This window comes from Maribacter vaceletii (assembly GCF_003634105.1).
Classification (GTDB): domain Bacteria; phylum Bacteroidota; class Bacteroidia; order Flavobacteriales; family Flavobacteriaceae; genus Maribacter_B; species Maribacter_B vaceletii.
This window is the reverse complement of the sequence record NZ_RBIQ01000011.1, coordinates 102,213-123,060: the sequence shown is the minus strand read 5'-3', so window position 1 is coordinate 123,060 and position 20,848 is coordinate 102,213. Positions and strand designations below refer to the sequence as shown.

Sequence of the window (20,848 nt, the reverse complement as noted above, 5' to 3'; positions counted from 1 at the left end):
TTATAAATTTTTAATTGCATTTTTAAATTGATTACCTCTGTCTTCGTAATTTTTAAATAAATCGAAACTAGCACATGCAGGGGATAATAATACCGTTTCTCCACGACCTGCTATTTTATAAGCCACTTTTACCGCTTCTTCCATTGCATATGTTTCCACTACTAAATCCACAACATTACCAAAGGCATCAATAATTTTAGAATTATCTTCACCTAAACAAATAATTGCCTTTACCTTTTCTCTTACTAAAGGCATTAATTCTTTATAATTATTCCCTTTATCTACACCACCAACAATCCAAACCGTAGCCGTTTTCATGCTATCCAAAGCATAATACGTTGCATTTACATTGGTAGCCTTAGAATCATTTATATACTGTACATGATTAATTTTTAACACCTTCTCTAAACGATGTTCTGCACCCTGAAAAGTAGCAATACTATTACGTATAGTTTCCTTTCTTATGCTTACCAATTTTGCAGCAGTAGATGCTGCCATTGTGTTTTTAAGATTGTGTTTTCCTTCTAAGGCCAAGGTCTCTGTTGTCATTTCTATAGTGTTATTTTGTGTCTTTATTATTATTTTTTCGTCCTGAATAAATGCTCCTTCTTCTAATTGTTCTTTTATAGAAAAAGGAATTAATTGTGATTTAACTGGGTTATCCTGTAACCATTGTACTATTACTTCGTCATCTGCATCATAAATTAAATAGTCTTCTGGTTCTTGATTTTTTGCTATCCTAAATTTAGAAGCCATATAATTTTCAAACTTATAATCATACCTATCTAAATGGTCTGGTGTTATATTAGTTAAAATAGCTATGTGCGGTTTAAAATCCACAATACCGTCTAGCTGAAAACTACTAATCTCCAAAACATAGTAATCATAGGAATTTTCCGAAACCATTTTAGCATAACTATCACCAATATTACCTGCCATACCAACATGCAAACCGGCCTCTTTAAAAATATAGTTTGTAAGCATTGTAGTGGTAGTTTTTCCATTACTGCCAGTTATACCAATAATTGTTGCATTGGTATATTTTGATGCAAACTCTATTTCCGAAATAACAGGAATACCTTTTGTATGTAGTTTTTGTATTAAAGCAACTTTGTCTGGTATACCAGGGCTTTTCATTACTACATTGGCATTTAATATCTTAGATTCTGTATGAACCTCTTCTTCCCAATTAATCTCAAAATGTTTAAGAACGTTTTTATATTCTTCTTTTATTTTTCCTCTATCAGATACAAAAACTTCATATCCTTCTTTTTTCCCTAGAATTGCGGTTCCAACACCACTTTCTCCTCCTCCTAGTATTACTAACCTTTGCATTACTATCTTACTTTTAGTGTAACTATAGTTATAATAGCTAGCAAGATTCCTATAATCCAAAAACGAGTAACTATCTTACTCTCGTGATAGCCTTTTTTTTGATAATGGTGATGTAATGGCGCCATTAAAAAAATACGTTTTCCTTCTCCTGTTTTCTTCTTTGTATATTTAAAATATCCTACTTGTAATATGACCGAAATATTCTCCGCAAAGAAAATTCCACACAACACTGGTATTAATAATTCTTTACGTATTACAATAGCTATAACAGCAATTACACCTCCTATTGTTAAACTACCAGTATCTCCCATAAACACTTGTGCAGGAAATGTATTATACCATAAAAAACCAATTAATGCCCCCATAAAAGCGGTTACAAAAACCAACAATTCTCCTGCTCTAGGAATAAACATTATGTCTAGGTATTCTGAAAAAATATAATTACCAGAAACCCATGTAAATATGCCCAACGCAAAAACTATTATAGCAGAAGTTCCTGCTGCTAAACCATCAATACCATCTGTAAGGTTAGCGCCATTAGAAACTGCTGTAACAATTAAGATTACAATAGGAATAAACAGTAACCATGCATATTCTTTAGCCCCTTCTCCCATCCAAGAAATAAAAGTGCTATAATCCATCTCATTATTCTTAAAAAAAGGCACTGTTGTCATGGTAGATTTTATATCCTGCCCACGAACCTCTTCTACCGTAAAATTTTCGGTAATCATTGTTTTATTATGCTCACGCATAGTTACTTCTGGATGAAAATAAAGAGTTGCGCCAACAATTAACCCTAAACCAACTTGTCCTAAAATTTTAAAACGCCCTTTTAAACCTTCCTTGTCTTTCTTAAAAATCTTTATATAATCATCTATAAAACCAATAATGCCCATCCAAACCGTGGTTACTAGTAATAAAATAATATAGATGTTATTTAATTTTGCAAATAACAATACAGGAATAAGGGTTGCCATAATTATTATAAGCCCCCCCATTGTTGGCGTTCCTGCTTTTTGCTTTTGCCCATCTAAACCTAAATCTCTAACCGTTTCTCCTATTTGCTGTTTTTGCAAAAACACTATTACGCGTTTCCCATAAACGGTAGCAATAATTAAAGAAAAAAGAATAGCCATTGCAGCACGAAACGTCGTAAACTGGAACAAACTTGCTCCAGGAAATTGGTATTGTTTCTCTAAATATTCAAATAAATAGTACAGCATTACTCTCTTTTTATCTTATTTGTTTAGGTCTGTTAAAAGCTCTTTAACTATTTTAAAATCATCAAAATCTACACGCTCCCCATTCGTTTCTTGGTAGGTTTCATGTCCTTTGCCTGCTACCAAAATAATATCATTAGCCTCCGCAAATTGACAAGCTGTTTTTATAGCTTGTTTACGATTTTCTATAGAAAGAATTTTTCTAAAATTTTGAGGTTCCACACCTGCTTCCATCTCTTCAATTATAACACTAGCTACTTCTGTTCTAGGGTTATCTGATGTAAAAATGGCCTTATTACTCATTTCGGCAGCAATATTACCCATTACCGGACGCTTAGACTTGTCTCTATCGCCACCACACCCCACAACGGTGATGACGTTTTCATTTCCAGTCCTCAATGTATTGATTGTCTCAAGTACATTTTTCAAGGCGTCCGGCGTATGGGCATAATCAACTATTGCCGTAATTTTTTCTTTAGATATATAATATTGGAATCTACCATCTACATTATCTAACTCACTTAATAAGCGTAAAGTCTCCAGATTTTCTAATCCCAATAATTCTGCCGTAGCAAATATTGCAAGCATATTATAGGCATTAAAATGACCAATTAATTTAGTCCACAACTCTTGTTCATTTACCTTAAGTAGCTGACCATCAAACCTATTTTCTAATATTTGCGCTCTATAATCTGCATAAGACTTTAAAGCATATGTATATTTTTTTGCTTTGGTGTTCTGGAGCATTACCTCGCCATTCTTATCATCTAAATTGGTAAGTGCAAATGCCTTTTTACTCAAATTATCAAATAGTACTTTTTTAGTATCTCTGTACTCAGCAAAAGTTTTATGATAATCTAAATGGTCATGTGAAAGATTTGTGAAAATTGCTCCTTCAAAAACCAACCCTTCTGTTCTTTTTTGATGAATACCGTGCGAACTTACTTCCATAAAGCAATATTCTACACCGGCATCACTCATTAAACTTAAATGCTTATTTATTGTCAAAGCATCTGGGGTTGTATGTGTTGTTTTATGTTCAACCTCATCTACCATAATTTTTATAGTAGATATTAGTCCAACCTTAAACCCTGCCTTTTTAAATAATTGAAAAAGAAGACTACTAATAGTTGTTTTCCCATTTGTCCCTGTAATTCCAACTAATTTTAAGTTTTTTGATGGGGTATCATAAAAATTAGAAGCCATGATAGCCAAAGCACTATTACCATTACGCACTTCTACATAGGTTACTCCATTTACCAAAACTTCTGGCATTGTTTCACAAACTATTGCCTTTGCTCCGGAATTAATAGCAGTTTCTATATAGTTATGCCCGTCTGTAATTGTTCCTTTAATAGCCACAAATACATCATCTAAACTTACTTTTCTAGAATCAAAACATACCGCATTAACCAGACAATTAGTATCTCCACTAACTGCCGATAGGCTTACTCCAAATAATATGTCTTTAAGTAATTTCATGAAAGCACTAATACTATTTTATTCTTTACTTTACTTATTTCTGTTCCTTTTGTCACAGATTGCTTTTTTACTTTTCCGTTTCCTTGTATCTCTACATTAAGTCCTAGATTTTCTAGAATTGCAACAGCATCCATACCACACATACCTTTAACATTTGGCACTGTAGTTTGTTTTTTCTGTGCTTGCACGTAATATTTTTGATACGAAGAATCTAAATTCCCATCCTTAACATCTTCCATGTTAATTTCATCTACTAAAGGAGAAGTTGCATATACTTTTTGAGCTACAGATTTAAATACTGGTCCAGAAACATCTGCACCATAATACCCTACACTTTTATCTGGCTCATGAATAACTACTATACAAGAGTACTTAGGATTATCTGCCGGAAAGTAACCTGCAAAAGTGGATATATATTTTAGTTTGTCTGGATCTTTAGAAACATAGTCTTTTTGACAGGTACCCGTTTTCCCTGCCATAGAAAAGTTAGGAGAATATAAACCGTGGCCTGTACCATGCTTCTTTTCTACCGTATTTTTTAACAATTGCTTTACTTTTGATATAGTCTCTTTAGAACATATAGATGGATTAAGAACTTCCTTATCAAAAACCTCCACGGTTCTATTCCATTCTTTTACCTCTTTAATTAACCTAGGCTTCACCATCTCCCCATCATTTGCGATAGCATTATAAAAAGCCAATGTTTGCATAGGTGTTACCGACACCTCATAACCATAAGCCATTTGTGCTAAAGAAAGTCCTGACCAACCTTTATCTCCTGGATAACGAATTACTGGTTTTCCCTCTCCTTTTATAGGCATACCCAACTCTTTATGCAATCCCATATTCATTAACCTATTAACATAGCGTTCTGGGTTTTCTTTATAACCGTTATGAATCATTTTAGCAAAAGCAGTATTAGAAGACACCTCAAAAGCTTTAGACATAGTAATTTTACCATATCCTCCATGCTTAGAATCTCTTACCCTATGCTTATAAATTTTCCAATATCCTTTTTCTGTATCCTTTACAGAACTTGTATCTATTATACCATCTTCTAAAGCAGCAACAATATTCATTAATTTAAAGGTAGATCCAGGCTCATGAGATTCTCCAATTGCGTAATTAAGGCGTTCGTAATATTTACCCTCTTTAGTTCTTCCTAAATTAGATATTGCTTTTACTTCGCCTGTTTTAGTCTCCATTACAATTACACAACCGTGATCGGCTTTGTAATAATCTAGCTGTTTTAATAAAGCATGGTGCGCTATATCTTGTATATTAACATCTATAGTAGAAATAACATCGTACCCGTCTTGTGGCTCTACAATATTATCTGTACCAATAGGTTTCCATTGTCCTTTTGCAATTTTCTGCTTTAAACGTTTACCTTCTACTCCACCTAAATACTGCCCAAAAGCACCTTCTAAACCTACTCTTGTGTAATATCCATTTTCATCTATACGCTCGTACCCAACACTACGTTCTGCTATTTTTCCTAATGGATGCTCTCTAACCGTTTTTTGCTCTACAATTAACCCTCCTTTATATGGCCCCAACTTTAATAAAGGAAATTCCTTTACAGCCATATAATCTGAGTAATCCAGATTTCTAGCCAATAATGTATACCGGTTTTTATTAGCCTTTGCTTTACGTAATACTTGTTGGTAATGAGAAGGTGTTTTCCCTAATAATTTTGCTAATGAATTTGCCAAAGGCTTTACATTTTCATTAAATGTTTTATCCTTTACAGTAACCGCATCAAAACGAATAGTATACCTAGAAACCGATGTAGCCAACAAACTACCATCATCAGAATATAGATTACCACGATTAGGCGCTATGGTAAACATTTTAGATGTACGCTTATCTGCTAAATCTTTATACTTATCCCCATCTACCATTTGTATGCTTACCAGTTTAAACATAACAGCGGCAGCAAAAAGGAAAAGCCCTCCTGCTACAAAGTATAATCTTGTTAAAATACCTTTATCTGTTACTGGCATTATTGCATTTCTTTATTTAAAGATTTTACCATTATTTTTTTTGGAGGCGTCTCTGAAGGATATAAATCTTCTTCTGCCAATATCTCTGTAATTTTAGACTCTAACTTAAGTCTTTGCACATCAGAACGCACATCCACAAACTCACTTCTTAGCTCACGTACTTGCTCATTTAATGCTGCAATTTTATGCACCTTAGTATCTGCGCTATGTGAACTACCAATCATTATAGTTGCTAAAAAAGAAGCAAAAATGATAAAAAGCCAATTTTTAGGAGCATCACCACTCACCAAAAATTTACCCTTCAAAATATCTAATATGCCTTTCTTTACTTTCATAGCTTTACCCCTATTCTAAGCTTAGCACTCCTTGCTCTATTATTTTCTTTTATCTCTTCTTTAGATGGAACTATAAGTCCTCCTACTTTTTTAAATGGAACATCTACATTACCGTAAAAATCTTTCTCTGGCTCCCCTTCAAATTGCCCTGCTCTTATAAATCTTTTTACTAATCTATCTTCTAAAGAATGATAACTTATCGCACTTAACCTTCCTCCTGTCTCCAACAAATCTGGCGTTTGTAACAAAAATTCTTCTAATACTTGCACCTCCTGATTTACTTCTATTCTAATTGCCTGATATATTTGTGCTAATATTTTATGCTCCTTATGTTGTGGCAAAAACTGCTTTAAAACCTCTTTTAAACCTTCAGTTGTCTTTATTTTAGCTTCTTCTCTTTTTTCAATAATTTTATTTGCCATTGCATTTGCATTACGCAAATCGCCATACTGAAACAAAACCTTTCTTAAATCATCAAAAGAATATTCATTTACCACACTATATGCAGAGACCATATTCTTTTTACTCATACGCATATCTAAGTCTGCATTAAACCGAGTTGAAAAACCTCTTTCTGCTTTATCAAATTGATGCGATGAAACTCCAAAATCTGCTAAAATTCCGTCTACTTTCCGAATGCCATAGAACTTTAAGAACTGCTTTATATACCTAAAATTCTCATTAATAAGATTAAACCTATCATCCTCTATTACATTAGCTAAAGCATCCTCGTCTTGGTCAAATGCAAACAACTTCCCATTACCTCCTAATCTTTTTAATATTTCTCTAGAATGCCCTCCTCCTCCAAAAGTTACATCTACATAAACACCGTCTTCTTTAATATTAAGCCCATCTACAGACTCCTTCAATAAAACTGGGTTATGATAACTCATTGTTGGACTTACCTGTATTTCTTACTTTTTTTGCTAGACTAACTTTTTCTTCTTTAGATGCCGATATTCTAGCATCATAAAGGTCTTTATCCCAAATTTCAATACGTTTTCCTATTGGCGCTAACACAACGTTTTTTGTAATACCTACTGCTGTTATAACATCTTTAGGAATTAACAACCTACCATTAGCATCAATCTCTACTTGCCTTAAGCTGGCTGTATATTTTCTTATAAAGTCTATATTCTCTTCCTCATATCTACTTAATTCATTTAGCTCCCGCATAACGGTGTTCCACTCATTCATAGGATACAACTCCAAACAATCTTCATAATAAGAGCGCTTAACTACAAAACCATTATTCAATACAGGCGCAATCTGATTTCTAAGACTCACAGGCAACATTACCCGACCCTTAGCATCAGCTTTACAATTAAAAACCCCAAAGAAAAATATATCCAAAGCGCTGTATTTACTTTTTACAACTCAAATATATATATTTTATTACCACAATTTACCACAAAATACCACTTTGTTAATAAATTTTAGCTTTTTTGAAAAAAAGAGGACCCAAAAAGTCAAAAAAGAGTTGTTTTTAAAAAAATAGAGCTAATGTTTTGAAGACCAATTAGATTACAGAGTCTATTCCTTAACCAAAAAAGGATGAAAAACTATTCTATATAATTCCCTATATTTGCCGACTAAGACCACAAGCATCCTTGAATGGAAGAAGAAATAATAACGGAAGGAAAATTTAAGTATATAGAGAAAGGAGAAGGTACTGCTATAATTATACTACATGGTCTAATGGGCGGTTTAAGCAATTTTCATGGTGTAACAGAACATTTCCCAAAAAAAGGGTATAAAGTTTTAATTCCAGAATTGCCTATCTATGATATGCCCATGATTAAAACCACTGTAAAAAACTTTGCTAAATATCTAGATAGCTTTATAAAATTTAAAGGACTTACCAATGTTATTCTTTTGGGCAATTCTTTAGGAGGCCACATTGGACTTTTATATACAAAATTATACCCTCAAAATGTTAAAGCTCTTGTAATAACAGGTAGCTCTGGGCTCTATGAAAGTGCTATGGGTGATGGCTATCCAAGAAGAGGAGATTATGAGTTTATAAAGAAAAAAGCCGAAGGTGTTTTCTATGACCCTGCTGTAGCTACTAAAGAAATAGTTGATGAAGTTTTTGAAACGGTAAACGATCGTATGAAACTTGTAAAAACTTTAGCAATTGCAAAAAGTGCTATTAGACATAATATGTCTAAGGACTTAGCCAAAATGCCTACACCTACTTGTATTATTTGGGGAGAAAACGATAATGTAACACCCCCGAATGTTGCAAATGAATTTCATGAATTGCTACCAGATTCTGATTTATTTTGGATAAAAAAATGTGGTCATGCACCAATGATGGAACATCCAGAAGAATTTAATACAATTTTAGATTCTTGGCTAAAGAAACGTAATTTCTAACACCTATTTTAATGAAAATAAAGTCGGCCGACTTTGTAATTAGTAATACCGAGGTTTCTAGGTGCCCTAAAGAACCTTTGCCGGAGTATGCATTTATTGGAAGGTCTAATGTTGGAAAATCTTCTTTAATAAATATGCTCACAGAGCGTAGAAGTTTAGCAAAAACATCTGGAAGACCAGGAAAGACACAACTAATTAATCATTTTAAAATAAATGAAAATTGGTTTTTGGTAGATTTACCTGGCTATGGTTACGCTAGAGTATCTAAAAAAGATAAAAACACTTTTCAAAAATATATAACTAATTATTTTACGCAAAGAGAACAGCTTGTTTGTTCCTTTGTTTTAGTGGATGTTCGCCATACACCTCAAAAAATTGACATGGAATTTATGGAATGGATGGGGCAAAATGGAATACCTTTTTGTATCATATTTACTAAAGCAGATAAGCTTAAACCTAAAGCTATTGAAAAACAAGTACAAAGCTATTTAGATGTATTACTTGCAGATATTTGGGAAGAAGCTCCTATGCATTTTGTTACCTCTTCTAGCAAAAGATTAGGAAGGGATGCAGTATTAAATTTTATAGAAACCATAAATCTTGATTATTTTAAAAGGCAAAAAGATTCTATTTAAATATTACTTTTAATTAAGTTTATTAAATCCTGAGGAGTTTTTAAAGCATTCAATTCCTGTGATTTTAACACTATCTCTATTTCATTATCCTCACTTTTAAAAACCATTGGAAAATCATATTTTTCTTTCGTTTTATACGCCTTTAGAAACTCATTTTTATGCAGAAATTGCATCTCTATATTTGTTTCTATTCTAAACTTTTTCCAAATTTCATTTTCAGAAAAAATACCAAAAGTAATAGCACACAAATTACAATTATATGTTTTTGGACTCATTACTTTATGAAAACTATCTATTACACTATTATGCCAACCCGAGTTAGCATTATAAACTAAGATTAATTTCTTCATTTTTAATTTTTATCTCTTAATGAGTCTTAAAAACATAACAAGAATTACATAAAAAAGAAAAAACCGCATAAAGCGGTTTTTTCTTTTTAGAAATAGTACTACTACTATTTATTTTTTAATTCTAATTTCTCTGCAAAGTACTCACAAAAATCTTTCATGGTAGCTGTCATTTTTTCATCTTGTGTTGCCTTCATAAACGTATCAGACATAGCAACTAAGGTTTGATGAAAAAAAACTTTCATCTCATCTACAGGCATATCTTTTGTCCATAAATCTATTTTTAAAGATTCTTGATTTTTACTATCCCATACAGAAAGTAACATTGCTTTTATTTCTTGGTTTTCTACGCCGCCATCTTCTGCGGACCAATTTAATTTTTCAGGTACACGATTTTCATCTAACCCAACTTTAAGTGTAATTTCTGATGTATGCAATTCTGCCATTATTTTTTTGGTTTGTAATTCGATTTTTTGAAAATTTCTTCTGCTGTTACAGGCATTAATTGCACAAGTGATAAATCATTTTTCTCCATAAAGGATTTTACAATCTGCCAACCAATATAACGTCCTATACGCCCTGGGGATTCTTTATCCAGCTCTAATCCAAATTTTGAAAATGGAGCTGGGTCTAAAAAACGTTTCCTTAAATTATTATTAGTACTATACAAATATTCTTGTTCTACAAAATTTCGCCATATAGGCTCTTCATTTGCTATTGCCCAATTCAACTGCTCTTCTGTATATCCTATTTTTATTGCATCTGTAGCATTAGGCAACAACTTATCTTTTAAATATAATTCTTTACCATAATATATTATTTGTGCTAAAAAAGTACGATCTCTGGGCTTTGGAACTGCTTTATTTGCAAAAACACTTGCTATGTTACTAACTATATAACTCCTATCCATTCCTTGAGAAATATAACGCTGAATACTACTATAAAATCTATGATCTTGCCCTAAATAGTTATCCAAACCAATGAATAACAAACTATCGGCCAAAATAATTCTATTATTATAATCCACATCATTTGTTACTGTAATAATATGTGGGATTTTATATTTTGGAAAGTAATATTTTACGTGTTTGTAAAAATCTGCTAATTGTAACGATTCTACCTTAAAATCTAAAAACTCCGAACTAACCTCTTGCATTAACTCTTGTTGAATAGTGTCTTGCATTTTTTTAACCCAAACACTATCCGGTGCAGGAAATAAATAAGGATATTTAACTCTTAACTCAGGTAAATCATTGGGTTTTGCTTCTGAAAACTCTTTATCAAAACGAGAAATAGACAAACTTACCTCTAATTTAGAAATCTCTTTTTCTAATTTATCTTCCTCTTTACAACCAAAAAACAAGAAAATAATAGAGAATAAGGCAAAAATATGTTTTTGCATACAAAGTAATTTAAGATACATTTTAATATTCAAGAACTAGGTCTTAATTTTAGAGGCAAAGTTAGTAGTTTTAAATCAAATAATAATATTTCTATGCAAACAGAAAAAGTAATAGACCACATTGTAGGCTGGTTAAAAGACTACGCAACAAAAGCAAATATAAAAGGTTTTGTTATAGGTATCTCCGGGGGGATTGATTCTGCCGTAACTTCTACCTTATGCGCAAAAACAGGCCTAGAATTATTATGTGTTGAAATGCCAATACACCAAGCCGAAAGTCAAGAAGATAGAGCTTCTAAACATATAGAATGGTTACAAAATAATTTTCCAAACGTTAGTAGACAACCTGTTAACCTTACTCCTGTTTTTGATAATTTAATTGCTGTTCTCCCTCCAGTAGAGTCAGAGGAAGAACGTTTTATGTCCTTAGCCAACACAAGAGCCAGGTTACGTATGACTACACTATACTATTTTGCAGCATTAAAAGGATATTTGGTAGCAGGAACAGGAAACAAAGTAGAAGATTTTGGCGTTGGCTTTTATACAAAATATGGAGATGGAGGTGTAGATTTAAGCCCTATTGCAGATTTAATGAAGACTGAAGTTTATGCAATTGCCAAAGTTTTAAATGTGAATAATGACATACAAATTGCCGCACCTACTGATGGTTTATGGGGAGATGACAGAACAGATGAGGACCAAATTGGAGCATCTTATCCAGAATTAGAATGGGCTATGAAAATGAACGATGAAGAAAAAAAAGAAACCGATTTTTCTGGTAGAGAAAAAGAAGTGTTTAAAATATTTAAAAGATTAAATACTGCTAACCAACACAAAATGAAACCAATACCTGTTTGCGTGATTCCTGATTTGTTAAAATAAGTAGTTTAACAGATTAAAACACTAACAAATCGAATATTCTTACAAAAATAACGTTAGTTTTAAAAAAATAGTTAACCTTTAACTTCATAATTAAATTTTTATGCCTTACATTGCATGTCAGTCATTTTAGACAGAGCATACCTTGATTGAGGTTAATTTAGAAAAAAAAAGAAATGATTAAAGTACTTATCGCGGACAACCACCCCATTATCCGCATGGGCGTTAAAAGTGTATTAGATTCTACTTCAGAATTTGAAGTTATTGCTGATGCATCAACTACAGCTGAGCTTTTTCAAAAGTTAGAAGAAGTATCTCCAGATGTAATTATGTTAGAAATGGATATACCAGAAATAAACGGTATAGCTACATTAAGAAAAATAAAGAAAGAATACCCTGAAGTTAAGGTATTAATGTACAGTGGTCAATCTGAAGATGTTTATGCGTTAAGCTCAATTAGAGCTGGTGCATTTGGATATTTATCTAAATCTTCTGATGTAGATTATATAATCACTGCAGTACGTAAAGTTAGTGAAGGTAGCATGTTTATTACCAATGAACTTGCACAACGTTTAGCTTTTGATGAAGGTACACAAAAACCAAGAAGATTCTTTAGAAAATTATCTACAAGAGAAATAGAAGTTCTTAAACTTTTAGCTAGTGGAAAAAGGAATAAAGATGTTGCAATTGGTTTAAATCTTAATGAAAAAACTGTAAGCACCTATAAAGCTCGTTTAATGAAAAAATTAAACGTAGATAATATGGTAGATTTACTACAACAAGCCAAAGCGCTAGAGTTGTATTAAAATATTTTTTACGAATAAAAAAAGCCTGATATTCATATCAGGCTTTTTTTATGGTAATTTTTATGAAAAAACTCTATTTAATTTTTTACTCAACAACTTATTTAAATTTAGATAGTTTAGAATTTCTTCTAAAACCTCACTATTATCTTCTGTATGATCTGCAGTTTTACCCTGTAAGGCTTCCATTCTTTTCTTTATTAAATAACACCGTAAGGTTAAAATAGTTTCGCTTACTAATTGCGCTATTTCTGTTTTTCTATCTTTTGGGTATATATCTTTTCGCTCCCAATTATGTAGTGTATACTTTTCCTCTTCCATTAAGATAGAAGAAATTTCTGAAACTGTATCTTGTTCTAAATTTGCTATAAAAGTATTTATCGCAAAATCTTCCTTCTCATTAAGTTCCTCGATTAATTTATAATAAATAGCTCTAAAACCTTCATTTGCCAATTCTATTTCATCGTCCTGTAAGTCTAAATATATTTTCTCGTAGACTTTAATTTCTGATAATTCTGGCTCTAACTCTAAATCTCCAGCTTCATTTTCTTTTAACACCAAATCTTCAAAAGAATGTACTTCATTACCGTATAATAACAGTTGTTCAATAATTTTCTTTTCAAGTACATATTGCACATCTACTTTTTCTTGTACCTCGGTATTCTTAACAACAGAAAAAGCTTTTTGCTCCTCTTTTTGTTTACTTACAGCTTCTTTCTGGTCTTTTTTTCCAATTTGAGCAAGCGTATTAAAAAGTACTGCTTCGGAAACATTCATGATTTGTGCACACTCTTGAATGTAAATTTCCTTTTTAATACGATCTGGAATTTTAGAAATACTATTTATTATATCTCTTACTGTATCTGCTCTTTTTATTGGATCATTATCTGCCTCTTTCATTAAATGAGAGGCTTTAAATTGTATAAAATCTTGAGAGTTGTCTTTTAAATAAGCAACTACTTCCTCATAAGAATTATTCTTAGAAAAACTATCAGGGTCTTCTCCTTCTGGGAATGTACATACTTTTACATTCATCCCTTGTTCTAAAATTAAATCTATACCTCTAAGTGATGCCCTTAATCCTGCTGCATCCCCATCAAACAAAACAGTAATATTTTTTGTAAGTCTATTTACCAAACGTATTTGTTCCGGAGTTAAAGCCGTACCACTAGATGCTACTACATTATGTATTCCTCTTTGGTGAAATTGAATAACATCTGTATACCCTTCTACCAAATAACAATTATCTTCTTTGGCAATGGCCTGCTTTGCATAATAAATACCATAGAGAACTTTACTTTTATGATAAATATCGCTCTCTGGAGAATTTAAATATTTGGCAGCTTTTTTATCATTACTAAGAATACGGCCACCAAACCCTAACACTCTACCACTCATAGAATGGATAGGAAACATAACCCTACCTTTAAACCTATCAAACTTTTTAGAATTTCCAGGATTCTGTGTATCTTCTTTTACAATAGTTAATCCTGTTTTCTCTAAATACTTTAGCTTATACCCTTTATCTAGAGCTGCAAGGGTAAAACCGTCCCATTTATCTAAACAATAGCCTAGTTTAAACTTTTTTATAGTTTCCTCTGTAAAACCTCTTTCCTTAAAATAAGATAACCCAATAGCTTTTCCTAACTCGGTTTCCCAAGCCATTTCTGAAAAATGCTTTTGTGCAAATTCTGAAACCAAATACATACTTTCCCTCTCACTAGCTTCTTCTTTTTGCTCTTCTGTACGTTCGGTTTCTTCTATTTCTATATTATACTTTTTGGCTAAAAATTTTATTGCCTCTGGATACGTAAAATGTTCATGTTCCATTAAAAATGCAACTACATTACCTCCTTTACCACTACTAAAGTCTTTCCAAATTTGCTTTACAGGAGATACCATAAAACTTGGTGTGCGTTCATCACTAAACGGACTAAATCCTTTAAAGTTAGTGCCCGATTTTTTTAATTGTACAAAATCACCAATAACTTCCTCTAAACGAGCAGTCTCATATACTTTATCTATGGTTATTTTAGAAATCAATCTTAAAAATGGTTTTATTTTTTGATATTCTGTAAAGATAATTTAAATAACAAAAGTAACAACTATACCTGTTTACAGGGAGTGCATTTTAGCTACATCAAGGGAAAAATAAACTTTACATTCTCTAGATCTTTGTATCAAACAAAATAACACAATTAATAACCTTTTAAAAACAAAAAATTATGATCTGGGGAATTACACTTATTTTACTAAGCCTTATTGCAGTACCTTCTTTAATACTTGCAAAAAAGCCAAATGCCAAAGAATTATTAGCAAAAGTAGAACCATACCAAGGATGGATTGGTTTAGTATTTTGCTTTTGGGGGGTTTGGGGAATTATTACTGCCATTCTAAACTTAGGCTGGCTTACAAGTGCACCAATATGGTGGATTACTTTACTTGCAGGAAACATAGTTTCTGCAACATTAGGGTTTATGCTTGGCTCTGGTTTAATAAACAAATTATTCTTAGGTAAAAATGAAACAGCACAAGCAAAAGCAGAAGAATTAAGAGCTAAAATTGCTCCCAAACAAGGTAAATTAGGTGTTCTAGGACTAATTGTTGGTGGGTGGATGATTGCAGCTTCTTTCTTATTTTCAGTTGTATAACGACATAAAATAAATATAAAATGAAAAGATTATTTATAGCATTATTAGTAATTATGACTACCATAAAAAGTTATTCACAGGAAAAAAGAAATACTATTAACGTAAATGGTTTACATACCGTACAAACAAAACCTGTTTTCCATGCAAGGATGATGGTTAGTCTTAATAATGTTTATTACGATTCTCAAACTATGACGTTAGAAGAAATAAAATCTGGTTACTTTACTAAATTAACAAAAGCTGGGATTTCTAAAACAAACCTAAAAGAAAACCATTTGCATTACGATTTAATGGGATATGAAAAAGATGGTACTATTATAGAATTTACCACAACATCTGAAGAAGCCATGCAAAAATTTTTAAATGTACGTTCCCTTGGCGTGTCTAAACTAGAATATACCTATAAGACAGAATTCACAGAAGAACAAGCTGCTGCGTATGCAAAAAAAGCTTTTGATAACGCTAAACAAAAGGCAATTAATATTGCATATAAAATTGGTAAAAAAGTAGGAGATGTAACTTATTTTAATGACAACAACACCTTAAAAAGAAATACAACATGGTACTATACTGTACCTACAGATTCTTTAGAGTACCATATTACAGTAACTTTTGAGCTTTTATAATACAATTACTTTGGTTGGTTAATTGTTAGAGCGCCTTGTATACTTGGTAATAGTGTCCATGTTTCTAAGGCAAGGCGTTTCTTTATTAGAACCTTAAAGTGTACACTTTAAGGTTTTATTTTTTTCTATCTACAACATAATTAACCATAAGTTGTAGCGCACTTTTATATTCTGATTCTGGGTAAGAGTCCAATAACTTCAGGGCTTCTTCTTTAAATGCCAACATTTTAGTAACAGCATATTCTAATCCGCCTTTATTCTTCACAAAAGCAATTACTTCTTTTACTCTTTTTTTATCTTTATTATGGTTTTTAACAGAATTAATTACCCATTTTTTTTCTTCTTTAGAACAATTATTTAAAGCATAAATTAACGGAAGTGTCATTTTTTGCTCTTTAATATCTATCCCTGTTGGCTTCCCTATTGCTGTACTACCATAATCAAAAAGGTCATCTTTTATTTGAAATGCCATACCGCACAACTCCCCAAATTTTCTAAAAATTTCTACGTGTTCAGTATTTGGCTTTACTGCACAAGCACCTAGACTACAACAAGCTGCAATAAGCGTTGCTGTCTTTTTTCTTATAATATCATAATAAACATCTTCTGTTATATCTAATCTTCTAGCTTTTTCTATTTGAAGCAATTCCCCTTCGCTCATTTCACGAACAGCTACAGAAATAATTTTGAGTAAATCAAAATCATCATTATCTATAGATAGTAAAAGTCCTTTAGAAAGTAAATAATCGCCTACTAAAACTGCTATCTTATTTTTCCAAAGTGCATTTATAGAAAAAAAATCTCTCCTTTTATCACTCTCATCTACAACATCATCATGTACCAAAGTAGCGGTATGAATAAGCTCTATAACAGAAGCACCTCGATAAGTTCGCTCATTAACAGCACCATTATTTAATAATTTAGCGGTTAAGAAAACAAACATTGGACGCATTTGTTTTCCTTTTCTATTTACTATATAATATGTTATTCTATTTAATAGCGCTACTTTAGAGGTCATAGAGTCCCGAAACTTTTCTTCAAAAAGTTCCATTTCTTTATTTATAGGCTCTTTAATTTGTGCTACTATTTTCAAGTACTTCGGTTTTCTTATATATTAAATAATACGCCTCTAAATTAGGGAAAAATACATGCCTAATAACGTGATAAACAGAATTACAACGAGGTAAAAATAAATTTGTAAGATATTAATTACAAATAAATTGTTATTTATGATTTATTTGCTAATTGTCCACATGCAGCATCTATATCTTTTCCTCTAGATCTACGAACAGTAACTACAATTCCATTTTTTTCTAAGGTAGAAACATACATTTCTATAGCGCTATTTTCTGCTTGTTGAAAAATACCATCATCAATAGGATTGTATTCTATTAGGTTTACCTTAGATGGCGCAAATTTGCAAAAAGAAACAAGAGCATCAATATCTTTCTTTGTATCATTTATTCCTTCCCAAACCACATACTCATAGGTTATTCTACTACTAGTTTTTGCATACCAATATTGTAGTGCTTCTCTTAAATCTGCTAATGTAAAAGTTGCATTAAATGGCATTATTGATGTTCTAACCTTATCTATTGCAGAGTGTAACGATACAGCTAATTTAAATTTAACTTCCTCGTCTGCCATTTTTCTAATCATCTTTGGTACACCAGATGTAGATACCGTTATTCTTTTAGGAGACATTCCTAGGCCTTCTGGAGATGTTATTTTCTGAATCGCTTTAAGAACATTATTATAGTTCATTAAAGGCTCTCCCATACCCATAAAAACAATATTACTTAAAGGTTTATCAAAATATAATCTACTTTCATTATCTATTGCAACAACTTGATCGTAAATCTCATCTGGATTTAAATTTCGCATACGCTTTAACCTTGCTGTTGCACAAAACTTACAATCTAAACTACAACCTACTTGGCTAGAAACACATGCTGTTGTTCTTGTTTTTGTTGGAATAAGAACAGACTCTACAATTAAATCATCATGCAAGCGTACTGCATTTTTTATAGTACCATCGCTACTACGCTGCATTTGGTCTACTTTAATATGATTTATTACAAAATTTGCCTCTAACATATCTCTTGTTTCTTTAGATATATTAGTCATTACCTCAAAAGAATGTGCAGATTTTTGCCATAACCACTCGTATACCTGGTTACCTCTAAAAGCTTTATCTCCGTTTTTAACAAAGAATTCTCTTAGTTGCTCTTTTGTAAGTGCTCGTATGTCTTTTTTCTTGTCCAAGTTTAGTAGATAAAAAATCCCTCTTTAAATATATTACAATGTAAAGAGGGATTCTAATTATTCCTTTTAAAAGGAATATACTTATATTATAAGCATAGCATCACCATAAGAATAAAACTTATAGCTTTCTAAGATTGCTTCTTTATATGCTTTTTTCATTAAATCATGACCTGCAAATGCAGACACCATCATCATTAAGGTAGATTTTGGCAAATGAAAGTTAGTTATCATACAGTTTGCAATACTAAAGTCATAAGGAGGAAAAATAAATTTATTTGTCCAACCTTCATACGTATTTAATGTTTGGTTCGATGATACTGCACTTTCTAAACCTCTCATTGCAGTAGTACCTACCGCACAAACTTTTCTTTTATTGGTCTTAGCATTGTTAACTACTTCTGTAGCTTTTTCATCTATAATTAACTCTTCGCTATCCATTTTATGTTTAGACAAATCTTCTACCTCTACTGGGTTAAAAGTACCTAAACCAACGTGTAATGTTAATTCTGCAAAGTCTACCCCTTTAATCTCCAAACGTTTTAATAAGTGTTTAGAGAAATGCAAACCTGCAGTTGGAGCTGCAACAGCACCTTCGTGCTTAGCATATATGGTCTGGTATCTTTCTTCATCATTCTCCTCTACTTCTCTTTTTATATATTTAGGAAGTGGTGTTTCTCCTAAATCTCTAAGTTTTCTTCTAAAATCTAAATAAGAACCATCATATAAAAAACGTAATGTTCTTCCTCTAGATGTAGTATTATCTATAACTTCTGCTACTAGAGTTTCATCATCTCCAAAATACAATTTGTTTCCAATACGTATTTTACGAGCAGGATCTACTAAAACATCCCATAAACGCTGTTCTTCATTAAGTTCGCGTAATAAAAACACTTCTATTCTTGCGCCAGTTTTTTCTTTGTTTCCGTATAATCTAGCAGGAAAAACCTTTGTATTATTAAGCACCATTACATCTCCCTCATCAAAATAATTAATAAGGTCCTTAAACATTTTATGCTCAATTTTACCGGTTTCTCTATGAACTACCATTAATTTAGATTCGTCTCTGTGTTCTGCAGGATACTCTGCTAGTAACTCCTCTGGTAATTCAAAATTGAAGTTTGATAATTTCATCTATAAAGTTTTTATTAGCGATTTTTCAAGACGGCAAATATACAACCTCAAGGGAGGGGTTGTCAAGTAAAACCGTAATTAAATAGTATTATGCTTCTTTTATTACTATTCCTAAGCGCTTAAAGTCTTCCCAATAATCTGGATAAGACTTAGAAACTACCCCTGCATCATTTATAAACAAGCTAGTTTTTAATGCTAAAGGACCAAACGCCATTGCCATTCTATGGTCATTATAGGTATCTATAGCCACATCAGGAATTATATTTTCTGAAGGTTCTAGTGATAATGCTTCATTAGTAACCGTTATATTAGCACCAAGCTTAGATAGCTCTGTATGTAACGCTTCTAAACGGTCTGTCTCTTTAATTTTTAATGTATGCAGGCCTGTTAAATGGCATGCTACCCCTAATCCAAAACATGTAACCGCTATAGTTTGTGCTATGTCTGGTGCATTTGCTAAATCTATAATAACTTTTGGTAATTGTTCTTTCTGTATTTTTTCTAATACAATTTGATTTTCCTTAAATGTAGTTTGTACACCAAAATCTGTATATATTTTTGCTAACACACTGTCTCCTTGGAGGCTATTTTCTTTGTAAGCCGATAAGGTTATTTGTGAACCTACATCACTTAAAGCAATTAAACCATAGTAATAAGATGCCGAGCTCCAATCTGATTCTACAACCAAATTTGTGGTCGCTACTTCTTTTTTAGACGAAACTGTAATTGTATTACCTACAAAACTACTCTCTACCCCTATTTGACTTAAAAGCGCTAGTGTCATTTTAATATAAGGTACAGAAGTTATTTTACCAACTAACTCTAACTCTATACCGTTTTCTAAACTAGGCGCTGTAAGTAATAAAGAAGATATATACTGGCTACTAATATCTGCAGGTAAACTAACCTTATTCTTTGTTATTTTTTTTCCTTTGATATGTATTGGAGGGTATCCTTCATTTTTAACATAAGAAATATCTGCTCCTAAGCTTTGTAATGCTTCTACCAAAACTTTTATAGGACGCTCCGTCATACGTTGCGACCCCGTTAAAGTAATCTCTTTGCCTTCTTGCGTAGCAAAATAACTAGTTAAAAAACGCATTGCTGTACCTGCATGATGAATATCTACTTCACCAGTAGTTATTTGCAATCCTTTTTCCATTACAATTGCATCATCTGAATTAGATATGTTGCTAATATTTATTGAAGAATACAGGGCTTTTAATAAAAGAGAACGGTTAGACTCACTCTTGGAGCCTGTAATTTTTATGCTTTCTTTTATTAAATTAGATACTGGTTTGGAGATATGTAATTTCAAAACTAAAGTGTGTTAAAAACGAGCGTCAAAGATA

At 32.0% G+C, this 20,848-nt stretch carries 21 protein-coding genes; 6 read left to right on the top strand and 15 right to left on the bottom strand.

Going from position 1 to position 20,848, the window contains the following annotated elements; genetic code table 11:
• From murD to CLV91_RS14660, 7 genes are read right to left on the bottom strand one after another with little or no spacing between them, the layout of a single operon-like run.
• The gene (gene murD, locus CLV91_RS14690; RefSeq protein ID WP_121068987.1) at positions 1-1,335 is read right to left on the bottom strand and encodes a UDP-N-acetylmuramoyl-L-alanine--D-glutamate ligase; all 1,335 of its coding nucleotides are present in this window, start codon (positions 1,333-1,335) and stop codon (positions 1-3) included.
• A gap of 2 nt (positions 1,336-1,337) precedes the next feature.
• Positions 1,338-2,558 (bottom strand): phospho-N-acetylmuramoyl-pentapeptide-transferase, encoded by a 1,221-nt coding sequence (gene mraY / locus CLV91_RS14685; RefSeq protein WP_121068986.1) that lies wholly within the window; start codon positions 2,556-2,558, stop codon positions 1,338-1,340.
• A 15-nt stretch (positions 2,559-2,573) separates the two neighbouring features.
• Positions 2,574-4,037 (bottom strand): UDP-N-acetylmuramoyl-L-alanyl-D-glutamate--2,6-diaminopimelate ligase, encoded by a 1,464-nt coding sequence (locus CLV91_RS14680; protein ID WP_121068985.1) that lies wholly within the window; start codon positions 4,035-4,037, stop codon positions 2,574-2,576.
• Positions 4,034-6,043 (bottom strand): penicillin-binding protein, encoded by a 2,010-nt coding sequence (locus tag CLV91_RS14675; protein WP_121068984.1) that lies wholly within the window; start codon positions 6,041-6,043, stop codon positions 4,034-4,036. The genes CLV91_RS14680 and CLV91_RS14675 overlap by 4 nt, the downstream gene beginning before the upstream one ends.
• Positions 6,043-6,378 (bottom strand): FtsL-like putative cell division protein, encoded by a 336-nt coding sequence (locus CLV91_RS14670; protein ID WP_121068983.1) that lies wholly within the window; start codon positions 6,376-6,378, stop codon positions 6,043-6,045. Before CLV91_RS14670 ends, CLV91_RS14675 begins: the two co-directional genes overlap by 1 nt.
• Positions 6,375-7,271 carry a 16S rRNA (cytosine(1402)-N(4))-methyltransferase RsmH gene (gene rsmH / locus CLV91_RS14665; protein WP_121068982.1) on the bottom strand — a complete coding sequence of 299 codons (897 nt, stop codon included), beginning with the start codon at positions 7,269-7,271 and terminating at the stop codon, positions 6,375-6,377. The genes CLV91_RS14670 and rsmH overlap by 4 nt, the downstream gene beginning before the upstream one ends.
• A complete protein-coding gene (locus tag CLV91_RS14660; RefSeq protein WP_121068981.1) occupies positions 7,258-7,731 on the bottom strand; it encodes a division/cell wall cluster transcriptional repressor MraZ in 474 nt (157 codons plus the stop codon). Before CLV91_RS14660 ends, rsmH begins: the two co-directional genes overlap by 14 nt.
• 261 nt (positions 7,732-7,992) lie before the next feature.
• Between CLV91_RS14660 and CLV91_RS14655 the strand changes: the two genes are divergently transcribed.
• Positions 7,993-8,757: an alpha/beta fold hydrolase gene (locus CLV91_RS14655; RefSeq protein ID WP_121068980.1), complete on the top strand. Its 765-nt coding sequence runs from the start codon at positions 7,993-7,995 to the stop codon at positions 8,755-8,757.
• A gap of 11 nt (positions 8,758-8,768) precedes the next feature.
• A complete protein-coding gene (yihA, locus tag CLV91_RS14650; RefSeq protein WP_121068979.1) occupies positions 8,769-9,392 on the top strand; it encodes a ribosome biogenesis GTP-binding protein YihA/YsxC in 624 nt (207 codons plus the stop codon).
• On the opposite strand, the gene CLV91_RS14645 is transcribed toward yihA, so the two are convergent.
• From CLV91_RS14645 to gldB, 3 genes are all read right to left on the bottom strand, one after another.
• A complete protein-coding gene (locus CLV91_RS14645) occupies positions 9,389-9,742 on the bottom strand; it encodes a GTPase (protein WP_121068978.1) in 354 nt (117 codons plus the stop codon). The genes yihA and CLV91_RS14645 overlap by 4 nt on opposite strands.
• A gap of 104 nt (positions 9,743-9,846) precedes the next feature.
• Positions 9,847-10,185, bottom strand: coding sequence for a gliding motility protein GldC (gene gldC / locus CLV91_RS14640; protein ID WP_121068977.1), 339 nt, complete (start codon positions 10,183-10,185; stop codon positions 9,847-9,849).
• Positions 10,185-11,141: a gliding motility lipoprotein GldB gene (gene gldB / locus CLV91_RS14635; RefSeq protein ID WP_121069042.1), complete on the bottom strand. Its 957-nt coding sequence runs from the start codon at positions 11,139-11,141 to the stop codon at positions 10,185-10,187. The genes gldC and gldB overlap by 1 nt, the downstream gene beginning before the upstream one ends.
• Positions 11,142-11,234: 93 nt before the next feature.
• Between gldB and nadE the strand changes: the two genes are divergently transcribed.
• Entirely contained in the window at positions 11,235-12,023 is a 789-nt protein-coding gene (gene nadE / locus CLV91_RS14630; protein WP_121068976.1) for an NAD(+) synthase, read from the top strand.
• Between the two features lie 173 nt (positions 12,024-12,196).
• Positions 12,197-12,826 carry a response regulator gene (locus CLV91_RS14625; RefSeq protein ID WP_121068975.1) on the top strand — a complete coding sequence of 210 codons (630 nt, stop codon included), beginning with the start codon at positions 12,197-12,199 and terminating at the stop codon, positions 12,824-12,826.
• A 60-nt stretch (positions 12,827-12,886) separates the two neighbouring features.
• On the opposite strand, the gene dnaG is transcribed toward CLV91_RS14625, so the two are convergent.
• Positions 12,887-14,866, bottom strand: a complete 1,980-nt coding sequence (gene dnaG / locus CLV91_RS14620) for a DNA primase (RefSeq protein WP_121068974.1) — start codon at positions 14,864-14,866, stop codon at positions 12,887-12,889.
• 182 nt (positions 14,867-15,048) lie between these two features.
• On the opposite strand from dnaG, the gene CLV91_RS14615 reads away from it, so the two are divergent.
• Together CLV91_RS14615 and CLV91_RS14610 are read left to right on the top strand one after the other, a co-directional pair.
• The gene (locus CLV91_RS14615; RefSeq protein WP_121068973.1) at positions 15,049-15,474 is read left to right on the top strand and encodes a hypothetical protein; all 426 of its coding nucleotides are present in this window, start codon (positions 15,049-15,051) and stop codon (positions 15,472-15,474) included.
• 20 nt (positions 15,475-15,494) lie between these two features.
• Positions 15,495-16,100 carry an SIMPL domain-containing protein gene (locus tag CLV91_RS14610; RefSeq protein WP_121068972.1) on the top strand — a complete coding sequence of 202 codons (606 nt, stop codon included), beginning with the start codon at positions 15,495-15,497 and terminating at the stop codon, positions 16,098-16,100.
• A gap of 115 nt (positions 16,101-16,215) precedes the next feature.
• Here CLV91_RS14610 and CLV91_RS14605 read toward each other — a convergent pair whose 3' ends face one another.
• From CLV91_RS14605 to CLV91_RS14590, 4 genes are all read right to left on the bottom strand, one after another.
• The gene (locus tag CLV91_RS14605; RefSeq protein WP_121068971.1) at positions 16,216-17,193 is read right to left on the bottom strand and encodes a polyprenyl synthetase family protein; all 978 of its coding nucleotides are present in this window, start codon (positions 17,191-17,193) and stop codon (positions 16,216-16,218) included.
• A 134-nt stretch (positions 17,194-17,327) separates the two neighbouring features.
• Positions 17,328-18,365 (bottom strand): 23S rRNA (adenine(2503)-C(2))-methyltransferase RlmN, encoded by a 1,038-nt coding sequence (gene rlmN / locus CLV91_RS14600; protein ID WP_121068970.1) that lies wholly within the window; start codon positions 18,363-18,365, stop codon positions 17,328-17,330.
• Between the two features lie 81 nt (positions 18,366-18,446).
• Positions 18,447-19,496: a tRNA preQ1(34) S-adenosylmethionine ribosyltransferase-isomerase QueA gene (gene queA / locus CLV91_RS14595; protein ID WP_121068969.1), complete on the bottom strand. Its 1,050-nt coding sequence runs from the start codon at positions 19,494-19,496 to the stop codon at positions 18,447-18,449.
• Between the two features lie 88 nt (positions 19,497-19,584).
• Entirely contained in the window at positions 19,585-20,814 is a 1,230-nt protein-coding gene (locus CLV91_RS14590) for a 3-phosphoshikimate 1-carboxyvinyltransferase (protein ID WP_121068968.1), read from the bottom strand.
• Between the last annotated feature and the right edge of the window lie 34 nt (positions 20,815-20,848).

Excerpts from the sequence above, each read along its gene's own strand:
- mraY (WP_121068986.1), bottom strand. The coding sequence starts at position 2,558 with ATGCTGTACTATTTATTTGAATATTTAGAGAAACAATACCAATTTCCT.
- gldB (WP_121069042.1), bottom strand. The coding sequence starts at position 11,141 with ATGCAAAAACATATTTTTGCCTTATTCTCTATTATTTTCTTGTTTTTT.
- CLV91_RS14645 (WP_121068978.1), bottom strand. The coding sequence starts at position 9,742 with ATGAAGAAATTAATCTTAGTTTATAATGCTAACTCGGGTTGGCATAAT.
- CLV91_RS14615 (WP_121068973.1), top strand. The coding sequence starts at position 15,049 with ATGATCTGGGGAATTACACTTATTTTACTAAGCCTTATTGCAGTACCT.
- CLV91_RS14675 (WP_121068984.1), bottom strand. The coding sequence starts at position 6,043 with ATGCCAGTAACAGATAAAGGTATTTTAACAAGATTATACTTTGTAGCA.
- CLV91_RS14670 (WP_121068983.1), bottom strand. The coding sequence starts at position 6,378 with ATGAAAGTAAAGAAAGGCATATTAGATATTTTGAAGGGTAAATTTTTG.
- nadE (WP_121068976.1), top strand. The coding sequence starts at position 11,235 with ATGCAAACAGAAAAAGTAATAGACCACATTGTAGGCTGGTTAAAAGAC.
- murD (WP_121068987.1), bottom strand. The coding sequence starts at position 1,335 with ATGCAAAGGTTAGTAATACTAGGAGGAGGAGAAAGTGGTGTTGGAACC.
- CLV91_RS14610 (WP_121068972.1), top strand. The coding sequence starts at position 15,495 with ATGAAAAGATTATTTATAGCATTATTAGTAATTATGACTACCATAAAA.
- rsmH (WP_121068982.1), bottom strand. The coding sequence starts at position 7,271 with ATGAGTTATCATAACCCAGTTTTATTGAAGGAGTCTGTAGATGGGCTT.
- queA (WP_121068969.1), bottom strand. The coding sequence starts at position 19,496 with ATGAAATTATCAAACTTCAATTTTGAATTACCAGAGGAGTTACTAGCA.
- CLV91_RS14655 (WP_121068980.1), top strand. The coding sequence starts at position 7,993 with ATGGAAGAAGAAATAATAACGGAAGGAAAATTTAAGTATATAGAGAAA.
- gldC (WP_121068977.1), bottom strand. The coding sequence starts at position 10,185 with ATGGCAGAATTGCATACATCAGAAATTACACTTAAAGTTGGGTTAGAT.
- CLV91_RS14680 (WP_121068985.1), bottom strand. The coding sequence starts at position 4,037 with ATGAAATTACTTAAAGACATATTATTTGGAGTAAGCCTATCGGCAGTT.
- CLV91_RS14625 (WP_121068975.1), top strand. The coding sequence starts at position 12,197 with ATGATTAAAGTACTTATCGCGGACAACCACCCCATTATCCGCATGGGC.
- yihA (WP_121068979.1), top strand. The coding sequence starts at position 8,769 with ATGAAAATAAAGTCGGCCGACTTTGTAATTAGTAATACCGAGGTTTCT.